The organism is Halorubrum ejinorense, from assembly GCF_039522565.1.
GTDB classification, from domain to species: Archaea; Halobacteriota; Halobacteria; order Halobacteriales; family Haloferacaceae; genus Halorubrum; species Halorubrum ejinorense.
Genome location: NZ_BAAADQ010000001.1, coordinates 191,067 through 206,019 on the forward strand (window position 1 = coordinate 191,067; position 14,953 = coordinate 206,019).

A 14,953-nucleotide genomic window follows, 5' to 3' on the forward strand; every position below is an offset into this window, starting at 1 on the left:
ATTACGCCTCGTCGTTCTCGTCGTCGGAAGTGCTTTCCGGTTCGTCAGCGGCGTCTTCGGCGCGCTCTGAAAGCGTCGCCTCGCCGCCGGACTCCTCGATGAGTTCGACTGCGCCGGCCGTGAACGCGTCGGCCGTGACGCGGAGCTCGCGGCGGACCTGCCCACCACCGAGCACCTTCACGACGTCGGCGTCGTGGCCGTCCTCGACGACGTCGCGCGCGTCGAAGACGTACGCGTCGCCGTCCTCCTCGGCGAGGCCCTCCGCGGCGTACAGCGCCGCGTCCTCGTCGAGCTTCTGGACTCGCACTTCGAGGACTTCCGTCTGCGCGTCCTCGGGGCGCTTGAATCCGTGCTTGCCGAGCGGGCCGTAGTTGTGGTACTCGTGTTTCGAGCGGCCGGCCGCGCCGCGGCCGCCGCGGTGACCGGCGCCGCGCCGGTTCTTGTGCGTGCCGCCGCCATGCGTCCGAGAGCCGCGCTGTCTGCGTTTCTTGCTCGTCATCGCATTGCCTCCAGGAGACTGTCGATCTCCTCGGTAGTGTGTCTCCCGAGTTCGCCGCCCTCGATCACGGGGTGTTTGATGCCCTCGTGACCGCCGCGGGGGGCGTGGAGCCGGAGCGTCGGCGAGATGCCCTGCTCGCGCAGGGTCGTCTCCTCGTCGACGAGCGCCTCGGCCAGCGCCTCCAGGTCGGCGTAGTCGGTGTTGTCGTCGATCCACTCGTCGTCGATATCGGCCGAGCCCTCGACGGGCTCACCGCGTCGCGCGACGGTGCGCGCGACGCTCTCGACGCTCGGTTCCCCGAACGCGACGACATCGTTGACCTTCGTGATCATGCCGCGGTACGAGTCCGTCTCGGGAACGAGCGTCGCGTGGTTGACGCGCCCGATGTTCAGCATGTCGAGGGTGTCCTCGACGCCGTGCCCGAGGTTGACGTCACCGCGGAGCTGGACGATCGCTTGCATCACTCGCTCACCTCGTCGTAGTGGACTTCACGCGCGTGCTGCGGCGTACGGGACTGTGCCGCGTTCTCTAAGGCGTTGAACGTCGCTTTCGCGAGGTTCACAGTGGTACGCGTGTTGCCGTCGGAGTTCGTCCAGGCGTCCTCGACGCCGGCGAGCTCCAAGATGTTTCGAACCGTCTCCGCGGCCGCGAGGCCCAGCCCCTGCGGGGCGGGCTTGATCTCGACGGTGACGGAACCGGCCTTCCCTTTCGCCGTGCGGGTCAGGGAGTTCGTGCCGCCAGGCTGGTCCTCCCACGAGCCCGAGCCGCGGTCGACCTGAATCACGTTCAGCTTCGCGACGTCGATGGCCTTCTCGATGGCGCCGCCGACCTGATCGTCGCGGGCCTGCGCGTAGCCGAGGTAGCCGTCGCGGTTCCCCACGGCGACCACACAGCGGAATTTCACGCGGCGACCGGAGTCGGTCATGCGCTGGACCATGTTAATGTCCAGCACTTCGTCTTCGAGCCCCGGAAGGAGCTGGTCGACGATCTCGGCCTCCTTCAGCGGGAGGCCGGAGTTGAGCGCCTGTTCCATCGACGTGATGTCGCCGTCCTGTACCTTGCGGCCGAGTCGCGTCCGCGGTTCCCAGCCGTCGTTGTGTCTACTCATGGTCCTCCTGGATGGTCGCGAGCACGTCGTCGAAGTGCTCGGGTAGCTCGCTGGCGTCGAACGAGCCGCTGTACAGCGGCTCGTCGAGCTGCTCGGCGTACGAAGCGATGTGCTCGCCCCGCGTGCGCGACCAGTCGGCCAGCACGTCGTCGTTGTGCGGGATCTCGAGGCCCGCGTCGATCGCTCCTTCCTGTACCGCGAACGTCTTATTGCCGGGGGTCGCCGTGTTGAGCCCGATGTCGAGGACGGCCTCGTCGAGGCCGGCTTCGACGGCGCGAGCGCCCGCGAGGTACCCGGTGAGGTACGCGCTGGGGAGGTTGCCCGTGGGGGCGTCCCAGCCGTACTCGCCGAGCTCCTCGCTGGAGGCGGCCGCGTGGGTCTCGTCGCCGTCGGGTCCGGGGGTCACCAGCTGCGCCCTGACGTGAGCGTTGCTCACCCGGGCGACCAGGCGAGGCTTGCCCGATTTCAGCAGGCGCAACCTCTGGTGGTAATCCGTCCGGACCTCTCGGCGGCGCCGCATCGGCACCTTGTATCGTGGTCCTGTCGCCATTAGTCCGTCACCTCGTAACCGTACTGCGTCCGAATGTACGCCTCGAGACGGGCGACGTCCTCGAAGTCCCCACCGCTCGCCTTGTTGTAGAGCGTGCGGTACTCGGAGGCGTCGAGCACGTCTTCATCGTCGCGAAGCTCCTTCAGGCGCGCCCGCTGTGCGCGGATCCGCGCCTTCCAGTCGTCTTTCGTGTTCTGCCGCGCGCCGGACTTCCCCTTCCGGGTACCGGCGCCCGACTGATGCCCGTACGAGCGCTTCTCAGCGCGCTCACGGGCGCGACCGCGCGAGTTCGTCTTCGAGTCGGCCTCGCGGATCGTTCCCTGTTCGATGAGCTCGCGGATGTCCTCGCGGGTGATCGCGTCTTCGATCTCTTCCTGTGCGTCGGGGTCGAGCCAGACGCGGCCCTTGCCGACGTCCAGCTCGTCCGCTGCGAGTCGTTTCTGCGCCTTCAGATCACTCATCGTCGACCTCCACTTCGACGTAGGTCGGGTTCAGCACGCGAATTCCTCGCTCCTCCGCCTCGTCTTCGATCAGTTCGCGCTTGCGGCCGCCGACCTTCGAGGCGATACGCACCGCCTCCGTGTCCCCGTCGACGCCCTCGAGGTCGTCCGTGTTGTGAACGCGGACTTCCTCGAAGCCGCTCGGGTGGAGGTCGCGCGACGCCGTCGGCGAGCGGAAGCCGGCCTCGACGACCGGCCCCTTCGATTTCATGCGGCGGCGCTGCTTGGAGAGCCCGCCACGCGGCTTGCGCCACGACGTCGGGATCCGCTTTTTCTTGTGGTAGTCCTGCCGGTTGAACTGCGGTTTCCCCTCGCGGTGCTTCTGTGCGAGCGCGCGAGCGGTCTCGTCGTCCAGTTCCGGCGTCTTGTCGGCGTGACCGCGGGGGCGAAGCTCCGTCTCGACGGATTCGGACTCCTCGGTCTCCTCGACCGGCTCCTCCTCTTCCGTCTCGTCTTCGATCTCCGCGTCCGCCTCCTCGTCGACCTCCAGCCCGCCGACGTCGGCCTTGATACGCGCGGCGAGCGCGTTCCCGACGCCGTCGACCTCGGAGAGCTCCGACTGGGAGGCGGCCTTCACGTCTTCGACCGTCTCGTAGCCGGCCTCGCGAAGCGCGTCCGCCTTCGAGGGACCGACACCGCTGATGTCTTCCAGTTCGTCTGCCATGTGTTAGGCACCTCCGGTGGGCTTCTCGACGATGTACACGCCGTCTTGGAAGACGCGCGTGTCCTTGTCGGTCACCTTCGTCAGCTGTTCGATGTCGGCGGCGGTCTGCCCGACGGCCTCCTTGTCGGAGCCCGAAAGCGTGACCGTCTCGCCGTCGACCTGTACGTCCGTGTCTCCGCGGATCGGGGTGCGCCGCGCGGCGCTCTCTCCGAGGAAGTTCTCGATGACGACCTCGTCGCCCTCCACGGTCACCTGCATCGGGAAGTGGGCGTAGTACACTTCCATCGCGTACTCCCATCCGTCGGTGACGCCGTGGATCATATTGGCGACGTGGCTCTCGAAGGTACCGACCGTGGCGTTGGTCTTCGCGTCCTCGTTCTCGGAGGCGATGACCACCGCACCGTCCTCGACGGTGACCTCGACGTCGGGGTACCAGAGGCGTCGCGTGACGCTCCCGTTCGGCCCTTCGACGGTGAGTTCGAGGTGATCGATCTCGGCGGAGACGTCGTCCGGAATCTCGATTTCGACTCTGTTCATTGTTAGTAGACGTATGCGATCACTTGGCCACCGATGCCCTCTTCGCGGGCCTCGTAGTGGCTCATGACGCCGTGGCTCGTCGTGACGATGAGCGTCCCGTAGTCACGGGCGGGGAGGTATCGCTTCTCCCACTTCTCGAACTCGTCCGCACCCGCCGAGTAGCGGGGCTTGACGGCGCCACACTCGTTGATCGCGCCTTTCAATTCGACCTCGAACTTCCCGGCTTTCCCGTCGTCGACGTACTCGAAGCCGTCGACGTACCCGCGGTCGTAGAGGACCTCGAGGACGGAGCCGATGATGTTCGAAGCGGGCTCTACCGTGTACGACAGGTGGCCAACGCTCTCGGCGTTGTCCATGCCGGCGAGCGCGTTGGTGAATGGATCGTTTCCCGTCATAATCAGCTGTACTTCTCGAATCCCATGTCTCGAGCGACCTCGCGGAAACACTGCCGGCAGAGGTTGATGTCGTACTTGCCGACGAGTCCCTGCTCGCGGTCGCACCGCCGGCACGTGTGCCGGGAGTCGGTGCGTTTCGCGGCGTGCTCGCCCGTGTCGTTGTTCGCTTCGCTCATTCGGTTACCTCGACGTCGAAGTTCGTTTCGAGGAACGCGGCCGCGTCCTCGGCTGTCATCCGGTGGCGCGCGGGAATCGTTCCCGTCGCCTTGTCGCGTTTCGAGACGCGGTAGCCGGGACGGACGATCGTCGTCGTCACGTCGAGGCCGTAGATCCCGGTGTTGGGATCGTACTCCTGGCTCGGGAAGTCGGTGTGGTCCTCGACCCCGAAGCTGAGGTTGCCCGTGTCGTCGAACTGGCTCCGGCCGACGTCGACCAGGTCCAGCGCGGTCTGGAGGAACGCGTGCGCGTCCTCGCCCCGCAGCGTCACCTTGACGCCGATCGGGTCACCCTTGCGGATGCCGAACTCGGCGATGGTTCGCTTCGAGGTCGTCCGGACCGACTGCTGGCCCGTGATCTCCTCGATTATCTGCTCTGCGTCGGCGAGGGGTTCACCGCCCTGCCCGACGCCCATGTGGACGACGACCTTCTCGAGGAACGGCTCGCGCATCTCGTGAGCGGCGCTCTCGGATTCACTCATCCGAATCACCCGCCGTCTCGTCGTCGGTGAAGTTCTCGTCGATCACGACGACGTACTCCTCGACCGTCTCGTAGCCGTCGTCCTCGTCGGCGACGGAAACGGTGTTGTCTCCGGAGCCGAGCGTCACGTCGATGGCGTCGATCTCGCCGATGTGGCCGGCGTGCTGGCCGGCGACGGCGGTCACGAGCGCCCCCTCTTCGTACTCGAAGTGGGCGACGATCTCCTTCGACTCGTTGTCGACGACGATCGAGTCGTTCGTCTCGTAGTCGGCGTCGTCGTCGACGAGCACGTTCGTCCCGTCGTGGAGCGTCAGCTGGACGTCTCCGCCGGGGACGACGGTCTTGTTCGTGATCTTCCCGAGCCGGCTGCTCGCGGCGTCCTCGTCGACGGGAGTCAGCGCGAGCCGACCGCCCTCGTCGGGGAAGACGCGGAAGAACTCCCCGCGCTCGGGGAACGCCAGGATGTCGAACATCCCGATCGGACGCTGTTCGTCCGAGATCGCGTCGCCGTTGACGAGGATCGAGTCGTTGTTCAGCGCGTAGCGCGCCTCCTTCGTCGAGTCGACGTAACCGAGCACGTCCCGCAGCAGGACGACGAGCGGAACGCCCGCCTCGCCGTGCGGGCCCGCGCCCGCCTTCACGGTGAACGTGTCGGTCTTGCGCTCGACCGGCCAGGAGTTCGGTACTGACAGTCGCTTCTGGTGTCGCGTCATTCGTTGTCCTCCTGGAGCCGCGCCTCACGGCGCTCGTCTTCAAGGTCCAGTTCGGTCACCCGGATGTTACTCGCCGGGATGGGGCGGGGAACTTCCTCCCCGTCCGCCTTCTCGACGGTGACGTCCTCGACCGTGATCCGCTCTGCGGACAGGTCGACCGAAATGACTTCGGCCTCCGTCCCGGCCGCGTCGCCGCGAAGCACCTCGACGGTGTCGCCGGCGTTGACGCGGACGTTCCGCTGCCCGTACTCCTCGCGGAGATCCTCGGTGAGGGTGGCCCGGACCTGATTCTGCCGCTCGTGGAGCGGCGCGGTCTCCGACCGTTTTCGTTGTTTGCGTGGCTGTTTCGTCATAGTTAGACGATCATCGTCGCGGTCGAGGCGATGCTCCCGAATCGTTCGGCGACCTCGCGGGCGACGGGGCCTTTGATCTCAGTGCCCCGCGGCTCCTCGAGGTCGTCGATGATGACGGCCGCGTTGTCCTCGAACTTCACGCGCGTGCCGTCCGGACGGCGGATCGGCTTGCGCTGGCGGACGACGACCGCCTCCAGCACCTGCCGCCGCATCTCCGGCGTCCCTTTGGTGACCGAGACGGTCACCTTGTCGCCGATTCCTGCCTTCGGGTGGCGGTTCTTCGTGCCGGAGTAGCCCGACACGGAGATCACCTTCAGCTCACGGGCGCCGGTGTTGTCGGCGCACGTGATGAGCGAGCCCTTCGAGAGCCCCTGCGTGACGTCGGCCTTGAGCGCCTCCATCACTGATCACCCGACAGAATCTCGACGACGACGTGGGACTTCGTCTTCGAGAGCGGTCGCGTCTCCGCGATTTTCACTTCGTCACCGACTTCGAGCGAGTCGAGCACGCCCGGCACGTGAGCCGGGATGCGCGAGCGACGCTTCATGTACCGATCGTATTTCGGTACGAACACGTCGTACTCTCGCTCGACGATGACGGTCTTTGCCATATCCGTCGACACGACCGTTCCCTCGCGGGTCTGGCCGCGGACGGAGAGCTGCCCGTAGAACGGGCACTTCTCGTAGTCGTAATCCTCCGGGTTGTCTGGCTCCGGAGGCGTGGGTACGTCGATTCCTATCGCCATTGTGTGGCACCTCGTTCGGTGCGTTCGGCGGGTCGATATCGCAACCGATCGCCATCCACCGTCGCGTAGACCGCGTCTTTGCACTCGCCTCGTCGGCTCGCCGGACCCGCGCCGTCACCGGTGACGACGCTTGTGGACCCGGACGGGCCAGACTGACGGGGGCGTACCCCCGTAGTATCCGACCCGAGTTGGGACGCGGACCCCGGCGACTGATCGTCGCCGGCGGCTTCATCTGTGCGAGCGGTCGGCGTCTCGACGACGCCGAACTCGAACGTCGCGCCCGACTTGGGCACGCGTTTGTCCCCCGACGCCGTTCGGACCACGAGGGTGCCGAACGTCTCGTCGAGCACGCGACCGGCGATACCCACGTGGGCGTCGCTGTCGGCGTCGACCACCCGAACCGGGAGGCCGACGAGTTCGTGTCGAACGAGCTGGTCGGGGGAGATCATCTTACTGTTCGTCCTCGTCGAAGTCGCCTTCTTCCGCCTGGATCGTCTTGATCCGCGCGATCGTCTTCTTCAGCTCGTTGACGCGTCCCGGGCTCTCCGGCATGCCGCCGGCCGCCCGCTGCGCCTTCGAGTTGAGCAGCTCGGTCTCGAGCTCCTCGAGTTCGACCTGCCGCTCGGCGGCGGTCATGTCGCGGATCTCGTCCGTGTAGAGTATCGCCATTTACTCGTCCTCCTCGTCTTCTTCGTCGGCCGCTTCCATCTCAGCGACGAGGTCGGCCGCCTCGGACTCGATCTCCTCGTCGAGTTCGTCGAGCTCGTCGGCTTCGACGTCGTCGTCGCCGACCGGCTCCTCCGCGGCGACGTCGGTCGCCTCGGTGGCCGTGTCTTTGGTCTCCTCGACGACCTCTTCGACGACCTCCTCGTCGATTGCGTCGGCCGGGTCCTCGTCGGGCACGTCGACGTCGTCGTCGGCGCCCACGTCCGGGACCTCTTCGGGCTCGTCCTCGAGGAGCGCCTCGACGCCCTCGTCGTCGCCCGCGTCGACCGTCGCCTGCTCGACCTCCGGAACCTCGGCGTCCTCTCGGATGTCGAAGTCGTCCGGGAGCTTCGCGCCCGGCGGAATGATCTTCACGTTGACGCCGATCGTCCCGAGCTTCATCACCGCGACGCCCTGACCGTGGTCGACGACCTCCTCTGCGGGCTCGCCGTTGTGCTTGATGTAGCCGCGGTTGAACTTCTCGACGCGCGAGCGCGCCCCGGTGACCTTCCCACTCAAGACGATCTCGGCGCCCAGCGCGCCGGCGTCCATGATCCGGTCGATCGTGGTGTGACCGGCCTTCCGGAAGTACCAGCCGCGCTCTAAGGCGTTCGCGAGACGGTCCGCGACGATCTGCGCGTTCAGGTCGGGCTCGTCGACCTCCTGAACGTCGATCTGCGGGTCGTCCATGTCGAAGCGGTCCTCGAGCTCGGTGGTGATCTTGCGGATGTTCTTCCCGCCCTTTCCGATCACCATCCCGGGCTTTTCGGCCTTCAGGACGATCTGCGTGCCCATCGGCGTCTGGGCGACGTCCATCCCGCCGTAGCCGGCGCGGCCGAGCTCGTCCGCGAAGAACTCGTTGATCTGGGAACGGCGCAGGCCGTCCTCGATGAATTGGTGTTCGTCAGCCATTAGTTGTCAGCCTCCGGCTCCTCGATGATCAGTTCGACGTCGGCGAGCGTGGTGTTCCACTGCGTCGCGCCCGCGGCGCGGGGGTTCCGGCCGGGTCGTTCGCCGACCTTGTGGGGGGCGACGTGTTTGATGATCATATCCTCGCCGTCGAAGCCCTGTTCGATCGCGTTGTTCTTGACGTTCTCGAGGAGCTTGAGGAAGTCCTTGGCGGCCTTCTCCGGGTATCGGCCGGCGTCCCAGCCGTCGATGTCGGAGCGGTGGCCCGCGCCGGCGTTGTGCTGGCGCATCGGCACCGACGTCTCCTCGTCGATGACCTCCTGGAGGAACGCTTCCGCGTCGGCGACCGTTTCGCCTTTGATCTCCCGGGAGATCTCCTTGCTGTCCTTCACGCTGATGGGCCGGTCGCGGAGCATCCCCTTGGCGGTGGTCTCCGGGTCGGCCTCGACGCTGTAGTTGATTCCCATGGGTTACTTGAGCGGCACGAACTTCGAGGACCGGGTCGCGCCGATGCCGGCCTGACCGTGTTCGACGGTGCTTCGCGTGAGGTGGAACTCACCGAGGTAGTGCCCGATCATCTCGGGCTCGACCTGAACGCGCTCGAAGCTGTGTCCGTTGTACACGGAGAAGGTGACGCCGACGAACTCCGGCAGGACCGGCATGTCGCGCAGGTGCGTCCGGATCGGGTCGTCCGCCGTCGTCTCCTTGTCGCGGCTTCGGACCGTCTCCAGCAGCTTCTGCTGTTCGGTGCCGAGACCGCGAACGATGCTTCGCCGCTGGCGTGCGGGGAGCAGTTCCGCGACTTCGTCAACGTCCATCTCCTGCAGCTCGTCGAGCGAGTGACCGCGGTAGGCGAACTCCTTGTCCTCGCGGCCGGTTCGGTAATCTGAACTCATTTGTTGCCACCTCGTCCGGTGCGCTTGGATGCGATGTCACCGACCTTGCGTCCCGGCGGGGCGTTCCGCGAGACGGACTTCGGCTGTCCGGGGTGTTGGCGACCACCGCCACCGAAGGGGTGGTCGACGGCGTTCATCGCGACGCCGCGTACGCGCGGGTACTTCGTGCCCCGCGACTTCATCTTGTGGTGCTTGTTGCCGGCCTTGACGAAGGGTTTCTCCGTCCGGCCGCCCCCCGCGACCACGCCGATCGTGGCGCGGCACTGCGGGTCGAGTCGCTTCACTTCGCCGCTGGGGAGCTGAACGACCGCGACGTCGCGGTCGTGGGTGAGCAGCGTCGCCGACACGCCGGACGCGCGGGCGAACTTGCCACCGTCCCCACGGTTACTCTCGACGTTACAGACCGGGACGCCCTCGGGGATCTCCGCCAGCGGGAGCGTGTTTCCGGGCTTGATCTCCGCGCTCACGCCGACCTGAATCGTCTCGCCCACGCGCACGCCTTCCGGCGCGAGCACGAGACGACGGTCGTCGTCCTCGAACTCCACTTCCGCGAGGGGAGCCGAGCGAGCGGGGTCGTGTTCGATCCCGACGATTTCGCCGGTGATCGTGTCCACGTCCTCGAGTTTCTTGTGCGACAGTTCGGCCTTGTATCGGTGGGACGGGGCCCGGAACGTCGGGCCGCCGCGTCCACGTCGTTGTCCTTGAATTCGTCGTCCCATCTCAGAACACCCCGATCCGCGATGCGACCTCGGTCGCGTCGTCGTCCTCGGAGAGGGTGACTATCGCCTTCTTCTCGCCCTGCGGTGTCACCTGCGTGTTCACGTCGACGACGCCCACGTCGTAGCGCTCCGCGACCTCGGAGCTGATCTCCGGTTTGGTCGCGTCGACGTCGACGAGGAAGAGCATCTTGTTGTTGAAGTCCATCTCGTTCATCGCCTGCTCGGTGACGATCGGATGGTCGATGAGCGAGTTCATCGGTCGGCCACCTCCGAGACGGCGCTTTCGGTCCACAGCGTGAGTCGGCCCGGGTGCGCGCCCGGCGCGAGGTCTTCCGCGTTGACCTCTGCCGCGGTCGCGACGTCGACGCCCGCGAGGTTGCGGGCGGCGCGGGACGGCTCCTCGCTGGTGACGACGAGCACGGACTTGGGCTGACGGTACTTGCGGCCGCGGGCCTTCCCCTGTCCGGCGCGGACGGAGCGGCCGTCCTCGGCGCGCTCGATGTCGGCGTCGGCGCCGACGGCTTCGAGGACGCCGAGAGCCTCCTGCGTCTTCTGGAGGTCCTCGAACTCGTCGCTCACGACGAGCGGGAGGTCGAGGTCCTCGTCGAACGCGTGCCCGCGCTCGGCGACGAGCTCGGCGTCGGTCGTGGCCGCGATGGCCGACCGGATGGCGAGCTGTCGCTCCTTGTCGTTCAGTTTCTTCGACTGGTCTTTCTCGGCCTTCGGGGGATGCGCGGCGCGGCCCGACACGGCGTGCGGGACGCGGCGAGCGACGTTCTCCGAGCGCGGGACGTGCGCGAGTCCGCGGCCGGAACCGAACGACTCGGCGGGCGTTCGAAGCCCGGCGAACTCGTCGGCCCCGTAGGCCTGCTTCCGGTTTGCCTGAGCGGCGTCGACCGCGCGACCGATGAGGTCCGGTCGGAACGCGGTCTCGAAGACGGACGGCAGCTCGATGCTGCCCGCCTCGTCGCCGTCCAGGTCGTGTACTGTTGCGTTCATTGGTTATCCTTGGTTGGATTCGGTGGAAACGTACCGGACCTCGGGGTCGAGGCGCGGCTGGTCGTTCGGCCGGATAGCCGGGCGGAACCGAAGCAGGCGCTGGTCCGGTCCCGGCAGCGAGCCCTTGATGAGCGCGTACTCACCGTCGACCTCGCCGTAGTTGACGAAGCCGCCGTCGACGGAGGCGTCGTCGCCCTCGCCGAAGTCGATGAGGCGCTTGTTGAGCTCGGTGCGCTGGTGGTAGCCGGTCTGCCCCTGCTGGGGCACGGTGGAGCGCACACGGGAGGGGTTCCACGGACCGAGGTTGCCGATCCGGCGCCGCCATCCCTGACGGGCGTGTTTGCCCTTCCGCTTTTGAACGCCCCATCGCTTGACGGGGCCCTGCGTCCCTTTGCCCTTCGTGATTCCGGAGACGTCGGTGTACTGGCCGGCGCGGAAGACGTCGCCGAACTCGTGGGCGCCGCCGTCGGCGACCAGGTCCAGCCCGAAGTCGGCGCGCTCCTCGAGGGAGCCGCCGCCGACGCGTGTCTCCATGACGTCCGGCTTCTTCTTCGGGACGTTCGAGAGCTCCGAGGGAGCGGTGTGCGTGATGACGCGCAGGTCGTCGACGACGCCGTCGTCGAGCAGCGCGCGCAGTTCGTCCGCGTCGGCCTCGAAGGTGTCTTCGGCCGGCAGGTCGAGCGCGCGGTCGAGCTCCTCGTGGAACTCACCGCTCCAGACCTCAGCGACCGGCTTCTGTCCGTACGGCGTGTCTTCGTAAGCGCGCAGGGCGACGGCGTACATCTGCGGCGTCTCGACGACGGTGACGGGGACGGCCTCTTCCATCCCCTCACGCGGCGAGTTCGCCTCGTCGTTGACCATCATGACGTGGGTCATTCCGGCTTTGTAGCCGGCGAATCCCTGCAGCGCAGGGGCCCCATCGTCTTCTGGCCACGAACGGATGCGCGGCACCTCGCTGTCTGCGCGGGTGCGCGGGCCGTAGCCCAGCGAGCCCTTTCGTGGTCGGCTTGGTTGTGGCATGTGTTTACTCCGTGAGTGTGAGCGAGCCGAGGGTCGCGAACAGAGCCTCCTCCGTCCGGACGACCTCGCTCGCTTGTGCCGGGATCGTGTTCAGCCAGAGGTCGAACCCCGGATCGGGTTCGACCGAGCGGCCGTCGGCGACGGCCGCCCGAATGCGGTCGGGCGAAAGCCCGAGCATCTCCGGAAGCCCCCGCTCGGGCGCCCCGAAGGCGACGGTGTAACCGCCGGCCTCGCGGGCATCCGAGACGAGGTCGCCGAGCCGCGAGACGGAGAGTTCCGCTCCGTGTCGCGACGTCGCGACGGCCAGTCCGTCGCCGGCGAGCGCTTCCGACAGGTCCGCGTCCACGACCTGGAAGCCGACCTCCGGCTTCCCGGTGATGCGGGCGCGGACCGGTTCTCTCGAAGAGACCCTGATGGTAACGCGCTCCCCCTGCTCGACCTCCATTCCGGAGGGAACGAGCAGGGAGATCGGGTGTTCCCCCAGCGGGGAATTGACCCGGACGCGGCCTTCAGGTCCGACCTCGGTCACGAGTCCCTGTGTTTTCGACTCTTCCCCGCTAGGGGTCGAGCCGGTCCGCCACGGCACGCGGAGCGGGGGGAGCACGCCGACGTACCGGAGTTCGTCGCGTTGCCCCCAGAGGTCCTTTCGGAGTTCCGGCGGCGTCGCGGCGTACCCCAGCACGGTGCGGACGTACTCCCCGCCCCGTCGACCGTCGCCGTCCCCGTCGGGGAAGACGACCAGCCGATCCGCCCGGAAGACCGCCGCCGCACGGGCGACGTAGCCGAGTTTGCGAGTCGCCTCGCGATCGTCCTCGGCTTCCCGGACGACCGAAGACGGAACACAGATCGTGAGTCCGTCTTCGGTACGCATCGTGGCGAGACTGTACACCTCGATTTCGGACGGCACCGTAAAAGGATAGCGGTCCCGATTTCGGGCTGTGCCGCGTTCACACGGGGTCTGGCGGTCGATTTCGACCCCGAAACCGTGCGAACCGTCACCGCGATCGGCGGCGGACCGTCGTCGGGCCGGTTACTCACTCGGGGACGAGCCTGACCACCGGCGCGTCGCCGTCGTCGACCGCGACGTAGAGGTGTCCGGAGTCGGGTTCGACGGCGAGCGCGCGAACGCGCCACCCGCGGTCGGCGAGCAGGGGATCGCGCTCCGTGACCGACGCCCCCTCGGCACCGGTGCCCGCGACGGTGAACCGACCGAGGTACCGGGCCGCCAGCGTGCCCGCGAAGAGGTCGCCGCGCCACTCGGGGAAGGCGTCGCCGTCGTAGAAGACGGCCCCGCTCGGCGGGAACCCGCCGGAGCCGCACGGCCAGTAGTGGACCGGCGCGATCACGTCGTCGCGCTCGCCGTGCCCGGGCGCGAACGGGTCGTCGGTCCCGTAACGGCAGGCCTCGCTGGCGACCGGCCAGCCGTAGTTCCCACCGGCTTCGACGACGTTGATCTCGTCGCCGTCCTCCTCGCCGTGCTCGCACTGCCAGATAGCGCCGGTCTCGGGGCGCACCGTCATCGCCTGCGGGTTACGGTGGCCGTAGCTGTAGAGCGCGTCGGCCGCGTCCGGGTCGTCCACGAAGGGGTTCTCGGGGTGGGCGTCGCCGTCGGCCGTGAGCCGCAGCGTCGCGCCGAGTCCGTTCGAGCGGTCCTGCGAGACGTGGTCGGGACCGAAGTCGGTGTCGCGCCGGTCCCCGACCGTGAGGAACAGTGCCCCGTCGGGACCGAAGGTCGCCCGCGACCCGAAGTGGTTCGCGCCCTCGCGGAACGGCTCGGCGACGCGGATCGGCTCGAACCCGTTGAGCGTCGGAGCCCCGTCGCCGTCGAGCGGGAGCCGCCCGGCGCCGAGGTGCGTCGTCGACTCGCCCGCGTCGTTCGCTCCCGAGTAGGTGAGGTACACCCGCGGGTCGTCCGGGTAGTCCGGGTGAACCGCGACGTCGAGCAGGCCGCCCTGCCCCTCGGCGAACACCTCGGGCGCGCCCGCGACCCCCTCGACCGTCCCGTCGACGGGATCGACCACGGAGAGCCGCCCCGGACGCTCGGTGACGAGCAGGCGGCCGTCCTCGGGGAGAAAGGCGATCCCCCAGGGGTTCTCGAACCCCTCCGCGACCGTCTCGACCGCGTACGCGACGTCGGCACCGTCGTCCGGCGGGGGGTCCGCGTCGGTTCCGTCGCCTCCGTCGGTGCCGTCGGCGTCGTCGGAGCCCTCGCCGCCGAGACACCCGGCGAGCGCTGGGAGAGCGGCGGTACCGGCGAAGCCCGCGGTGGCGCGGAGGACGCTGCGTCTGTCGGCTCGATCGGGGAGGCGAGTCATGGGTCGGAGTACGAACGGACGTGGGGACGCGGTACCGATGACCCTTCCGCCGACCGTCGTTCGGAACCCTTATATCTCCGACCCGGGCTACGATCGAGTGCGAAGCACGCACCGGTAGTGTAGTGGTATCACGCAACCTTGCCATGGTTGCAACCCGAGTTCAAATCTCGGCCGGTGCATTTTCCGAGCGAAGCGAGGAAATCTCCGAGAGAGAGGTTTGAACGCTATCAGTCGCGCGCAGCGAGCGCCTCGAAGTGCGAGCGGCGAAGCCGCGAGCGAAGCGAGCGTGAGCGAGCACGTCTGATTCTGAGTTCAAATCTCGGCCGGTGTACTCCTTTCAGTCGTGCCCCGGCCTGACTCCCGTTCGCTCCGCTCACGGGAGTCTCGGCCGGCGCGTTTCCGAACTACGCGAGTCGACCCCGAGAGCAATTCGTCTCGTTCGGAGTAGCCCCGTAGATCCGCTTTCTCTCGCAGCACCGCACCTCACGCCTCCCCAGCCTCGCGGTTCGCGCTCTCCGAGCGCTCACCGCGTCCCTCGCGCGGCGCTCTTTCGCGGTCGCCGGGGGCGACCGCTCGGAGGCGCGCGCCATCGCACGATGTTTGAGCGGGTCCACTGTTCCCCGACCGGTA

Annotated in this window: 25 protein-coding genes and 1 tRNA gene; 1 reads left to right on the top strand and 25 read right to left on the bottom strand. The window is 67.7% G+C overall.

Annotated elements, in window-relative coordinates; all coding sequences use genetic code 11:
- Position 1: 1 nt before the first annotated feature.
- The 25 genes from ABDZ89_RS00970 to ABDZ89_RS01090 all read right to left on the bottom strand — a co-directional run bounded on the left by ABDZ89_RS00970 (position 2) and on the right by ABDZ89_RS01090 (position 14,323).
- The gene (locus ABDZ89_RS00970) at positions 2-499 is read right to left on the bottom strand and encodes an uL15m family ribosomal protein (RefSeq protein WP_343775723.1); all 498 of its coding nucleotides are present in this window, start codon (positions 497-499) and stop codon (positions 2-4) included.
- Positions 496-960, bottom strand: a complete 465-nt coding sequence (locus ABDZ89_RS00975; protein WP_343775725.1) for a 50S ribosomal protein L30 — start codon at positions 958-960, stop codon at positions 496-498. Before ABDZ89_RS00975 ends, ABDZ89_RS00970 begins: the two co-directional genes overlap by 4 nt.
- Positions 960-1,607, bottom strand: a complete 648-nt coding sequence (locus ABDZ89_RS00980) for a 30S ribosomal protein S5 (protein ID WP_343775728.1) — start codon at positions 1,605-1,607, stop codon at positions 960-962. The genes ABDZ89_RS00975 and ABDZ89_RS00980 overlap by 1 nt, the downstream gene beginning before the upstream one ends.
- On the bottom strand, positions 1,600-2,157 hold the full coding sequence (locus ABDZ89_RS00985) for a 50S ribosomal protein L18 (RefSeq protein ID WP_343775730.1): 558 nt from the start codon (positions 2,155-2,157) through the stop codon (positions 1,600-1,602). Before ABDZ89_RS00985 ends, ABDZ89_RS00980 begins: the two co-directional genes overlap by 8 nt.
- The gene (locus tag ABDZ89_RS00990; RefSeq protein WP_343775733.1) at positions 2,157-2,618 is read right to left on the bottom strand and encodes a 50S ribosomal protein L19e; all 462 of its coding nucleotides are present in this window, start codon (positions 2,616-2,618) and stop codon (positions 2,157-2,159) included. Before ABDZ89_RS00990 ends, ABDZ89_RS00985 begins: the two co-directional genes overlap by 1 nt.
- A complete protein-coding gene (locus ABDZ89_RS00995) occupies positions 2,611-3,321 on the bottom strand; it encodes a 50S ribosomal protein L32e (protein WP_343775736.1) in 711 nt (236 codons plus the stop codon). The genes ABDZ89_RS00990 and ABDZ89_RS00995 overlap by 8 nt, the downstream gene beginning before the upstream one ends.
- A gap of 3 nt (positions 3,322-3,324) precedes the next feature.
- Positions 3,325-3,858, bottom strand: coding sequence for a 50S ribosomal protein L6 (locus tag ABDZ89_RS01000; protein ID WP_343775739.1), 534 nt, complete (start codon positions 3,856-3,858; stop codon positions 3,325-3,327).
- 2 nt (positions 3,859-3,860) lie between these two features.
- Entirely contained in the window at positions 3,861-4,253 is a 393-nt protein-coding gene (locus ABDZ89_RS01005) for a 30S ribosomal protein S8 (RefSeq protein ID WP_004047215.1), read from the bottom strand.
- 2 nt (positions 4,254-4,255) lie between these two features.
- Positions 4,256-4,429 (bottom strand): 30S ribosomal protein S14, encoded by a 174-nt coding sequence (locus tag ABDZ89_RS01010; RefSeq protein WP_004597423.1) that lies wholly within the window; start codon positions 4,427-4,429, stop codon positions 4,256-4,258.
- Complete coding sequence (locus ABDZ89_RS01015; RefSeq protein WP_343775744.1) at positions 4,426-4,950, bottom strand: 50S ribosomal protein L5; 525 nt, start codon at positions 4,948-4,950, stop codon at positions 4,426-4,428. The genes ABDZ89_RS01010 and ABDZ89_RS01015 overlap by 4 nt, the downstream gene beginning before the upstream one ends.
- On the bottom strand, positions 4,943-5,662 hold the full coding sequence (locus ABDZ89_RS01020) for a 30S ribosomal protein S4e (RefSeq protein ID WP_343775747.1): 720 nt from the start codon (positions 5,660-5,662) through the stop codon (positions 4,943-4,945). Before ABDZ89_RS01020 ends, ABDZ89_RS01015 begins: the two co-directional genes overlap by 8 nt.
- Positions 5,659-6,015: a 50S ribosomal protein L24 gene (rplX, locus tag ABDZ89_RS01025; RefSeq protein WP_343775750.1), complete on the bottom strand. Its 357-nt coding sequence runs from the start codon at positions 6,013-6,015 to the stop codon at positions 5,659-5,661. The genes ABDZ89_RS01020 and rplX overlap by 4 nt, the downstream gene beginning before the upstream one ends.
- Positions 6,016-6,017: 2 nt before the next feature.
- Entirely contained in the window at positions 6,018-6,416 is a 399-nt protein-coding gene (locus ABDZ89_RS01030) for a 50S ribosomal protein L14 (protein ID WP_004597429.1), read from the bottom strand.
- On the bottom strand, positions 6,416-6,760 hold the full coding sequence (locus ABDZ89_RS01035) for a 30S ribosomal protein S17 (protein ID WP_343775753.1): 345 nt from the start codon (positions 6,758-6,760) through the stop codon (positions 6,416-6,418). The genes ABDZ89_RS01030 and ABDZ89_RS01035 overlap by 1 nt, the downstream gene beginning before the upstream one ends.
- Entirely contained in the window at positions 6,751-7,209 is a 459-nt protein-coding gene (locus ABDZ89_RS01040) for a ribonuclease P protein component 1 (RefSeq protein ID WP_343775756.1), read from the bottom strand. Before ABDZ89_RS01040 ends, ABDZ89_RS01035 begins: the two co-directional genes overlap by 10 nt.
- Before the next feature lies 1 nt (position 7,210).
- Complete coding sequence (gene rpmC / locus ABDZ89_RS01045) at positions 7,211-7,429, bottom strand: 50S ribosomal protein L29 (protein ID WP_343775759.1); 219 nt, start codon at positions 7,427-7,429, stop codon at positions 7,211-7,213.
- The gene (locus tag ABDZ89_RS01050) at positions 7,430-8,377 is read right to left on the bottom strand and encodes a 30S ribosomal protein S3 (RefSeq protein ID WP_343775761.1); all 948 of its coding nucleotides are present in this window, start codon (positions 8,375-8,377) and stop codon (positions 7,430-7,432) included.
- Entirely contained in the window at positions 8,377-8,841 is a 465-nt protein-coding gene (locus ABDZ89_RS01055; RefSeq protein WP_343775763.1) for a 50S ribosomal protein L22, read from the bottom strand. The genes ABDZ89_RS01050 and ABDZ89_RS01055 overlap by 1 nt, the downstream gene beginning before the upstream one ends.
- A 3-nt stretch (positions 8,842-8,844) precedes the next feature.
- Entirely contained in the window at positions 8,845-9,270 is a 426-nt protein-coding gene (locus ABDZ89_RS01060) for a 30S ribosomal protein S19 (RefSeq protein WP_343775766.1), read from the bottom strand.
- Positions 9,267-9,989, bottom strand: coding sequence for a 50S ribosomal protein L2 (locus tag ABDZ89_RS01065; RefSeq protein WP_343775769.1), 723 nt, complete (start codon positions 9,987-9,989; stop codon positions 9,267-9,269). The genes ABDZ89_RS01060 and ABDZ89_RS01065 overlap by 4 nt, the downstream gene beginning before the upstream one ends.
- 1 nt (position 9,990) lies before the next feature.
- Positions 9,991-10,245, bottom strand: a complete 255-nt coding sequence (locus ABDZ89_RS01070) for a 50S ribosomal protein L23 (protein WP_343775771.1) — start codon at positions 10,243-10,245, stop codon at positions 9,991-9,993.
- Complete coding sequence (rpl4p, locus tag ABDZ89_RS01075; protein ID WP_343775773.1) at positions 10,242-10,988, bottom strand: 50S ribosomal protein L4; 747 nt, start codon at positions 10,986-10,988, stop codon at positions 10,242-10,244. Before rpl4p ends, ABDZ89_RS01070 begins: the two co-directional genes overlap by 4 nt.
- A 3-nt stretch (positions 10,989-10,991) precedes the next feature.
- Complete coding sequence (locus tag ABDZ89_RS01080) at positions 10,992-12,008, bottom strand: 50S ribosomal protein L3 (protein ID WP_343775776.1); 1,017 nt, start codon at positions 12,006-12,008, stop codon at positions 10,992-10,994.
- Between the two features lie 4 nt (positions 12,009-12,012).
- Positions 12,013-12,879 carry a putative RNA uridine N3 methyltransferase gene (locus ABDZ89_RS01085; RefSeq protein WP_343776233.1) on the bottom strand — a complete coding sequence of 289 codons (867 nt, stop codon included), beginning with the start codon at positions 12,877-12,879 and terminating at the stop codon, positions 12,013-12,015.
- 163 nt (positions 12,880-13,042) lie between these two features.
- Positions 13,043-14,323: a PQQ-dependent sugar dehydrogenase gene (locus ABDZ89_RS01090; protein ID WP_343775779.1), complete on the bottom strand. Its 1,281-nt coding sequence runs from the start codon at positions 14,321-14,323 to the stop codon at positions 13,043-13,045.
- A gap of 108 nt (positions 14,324-14,431) precedes the next feature.
- On the opposite strand from ABDZ89_RS01090, the gene ABDZ89_RS01095 reads away from it, so the two are divergent.
- Positions 14,432-14,502 (top strand) — tRNA-Gly (locus tag ABDZ89_RS01095).
- Positions 14,503-14,953: the final 451 nt, after the last annotated feature.

Coding starts and splice junctions, on each gene's coding strand:
- ABDZ89_RS00975 (WP_343775725.1), bottom strand. CDS start 960: ATGCAAGCGATCGTCCAGCTCCGCGGTGACGTCAACCTCGGGCACGGC.
- ABDZ89_RS01035 (WP_343775753.1), bottom strand. CDS start 6,760: ATGGCGATAGGAATCGACGTACCCACGCCTCCGGAGCCAGACAACCCG.
- rpl4p (WP_343775773.1), bottom strand. CDS start 10,988: ATGAACGCAACAGTACACGACCTGGACGGCGACGAGGCGGGCAGCATC.
- rplX (WP_343775750.1), bottom strand. CDS start 6,015: ATGACGAAACAGCCACGCAAACAACGAAAACGGTCGGAGACCGCGCCG.
- ABDZ89_RS01055 (WP_343775763.1), bottom strand. CDS start 8,841: ATGGGAATCAACTACAGCGTCGAGGCCGACCCGGAGACCACCGCCAAG.
- ABDZ89_RS01085 (WP_343776233.1), bottom strand. CDS start 12,879: ATGCGTACCGAAGACGGACTCACGATCTGTGTTCCGTCTTCGGTCGTC.
- ABDZ89_RS01005 (WP_004047215.1), bottom strand. CDS start 4,253: ATGACGGGAAACGATCCATTCACCAACGCGCTCGCCGGCATGGACAAC.
- ABDZ89_RS01080 (WP_343775776.1), bottom strand. CDS start 12,008: ATGCCACAACCAAGCCGACCACGAAAGGGCTCGCTGGGCTACGGCCCG.
- ABDZ89_RS01030 (WP_004597429.1), bottom strand. CDS start 6,416: ATGGAGGCGCTCAAGGCCGACGTCACGCAGGGGCTCTCGAAGGGCTCG.
- ABDZ89_RS00995 (WP_343775736.1), bottom strand. CDS start 3,321: ATGGCAGACGAACTGGAAGACATCAGCGGTGTCGGTCCCTCGAAGGCG.
- ABDZ89_RS01020 (WP_343775747.1), bottom strand. CDS start 5,662: ATGACGCGACACCAGAAGCGACTGTCAGTACCGAACTCCTGGCCGGTC.
- ABDZ89_RS01000 (WP_343775739.1), bottom strand. CDS start 3,858: ATGAACAGAGTCGAAATCGAGATTCCGGACGACGTCTCCGCCGAGATC.
- ABDZ89_RS00985 (WP_343775730.1), bottom strand. CDS start 2,157: ATGGCGACAGGACCACGATACAAGGTGCCGATGCGGCGCCGCCGAGAG.
- ABDZ89_RS01010 (WP_004597423.1), bottom strand. CDS start 4,429: ATGAGCGAAGCGAACAACGACACGGGCGAGCACGCCGCGAAACGCACC.
- ABDZ89_RS01090 (WP_343775779.1), bottom strand. CDS start 14,323: ATGACTCGCCTCCCCGATCGAGCCGACAGACGCAGCGTCCTCCGCGCC.
- ABDZ89_RS01015 (WP_343775744.1), bottom strand. CDS start 4,950: ATGAGTGAATCCGAGAGCGCCGCTCACGAGATGCGCGAGCCGTTCCTC.
- ABDZ89_RS01070 (WP_343775771.1), bottom strand. CDS start 10,245: ATGAACTCGCTCATCGACCATCCGATCGTCACCGAGCAGGCGATGAAC.
- ABDZ89_RS01060 (WP_343775766.1), bottom strand. CDS start 9,270: ATGAGTTCAGATTACCGAACCGGCCGCGAGGACAAGGAGTTCGCCTAC.
- ABDZ89_RS00990 (WP_343775733.1), bottom strand. CDS start 2,618: ATGAGTGATCTGAAGGCGCAGAAACGACTCGCAGCGGACGAGCTGGAC.
- rpmC (WP_343775759.1), bottom strand. CDS start 7,429: ATGGCGATACTCTACACGGACGAGATCCGCGACATGACCGCCGCCGAG.
- ABDZ89_RS01040 (WP_343775756.1), bottom strand. CDS start 7,209: ATGATCTCCCCCGACCAGCTCGTTCGACACGAACTCGTCGGCCTCCCG.
- ABDZ89_RS00970 (WP_343775723.1), bottom strand. CDS start 499: ATGACGAGCAAGAAACGCAGACAGCGCGGCTCTCGGACGCATGGCGGC.
- ABDZ89_RS01065 (WP_343775769.1), bottom strand. CDS start 9,989: ATGGGACGACGAATTCAAGGACAACGACGTGGACGCGGCGGCCCGACG.
- ABDZ89_RS00980 (WP_343775728.1), bottom strand. CDS start 1,607: ATGAGTAGACACAACGACGGCTGGGAACCGCGGACGCGACTCGGCCGC.
- ABDZ89_RS01050 (WP_343775761.1), bottom strand. CDS start 8,377: ATGGCTGACGAACACCAATTCATCGAGGACGGCCTGCGCCGTTCCCAG.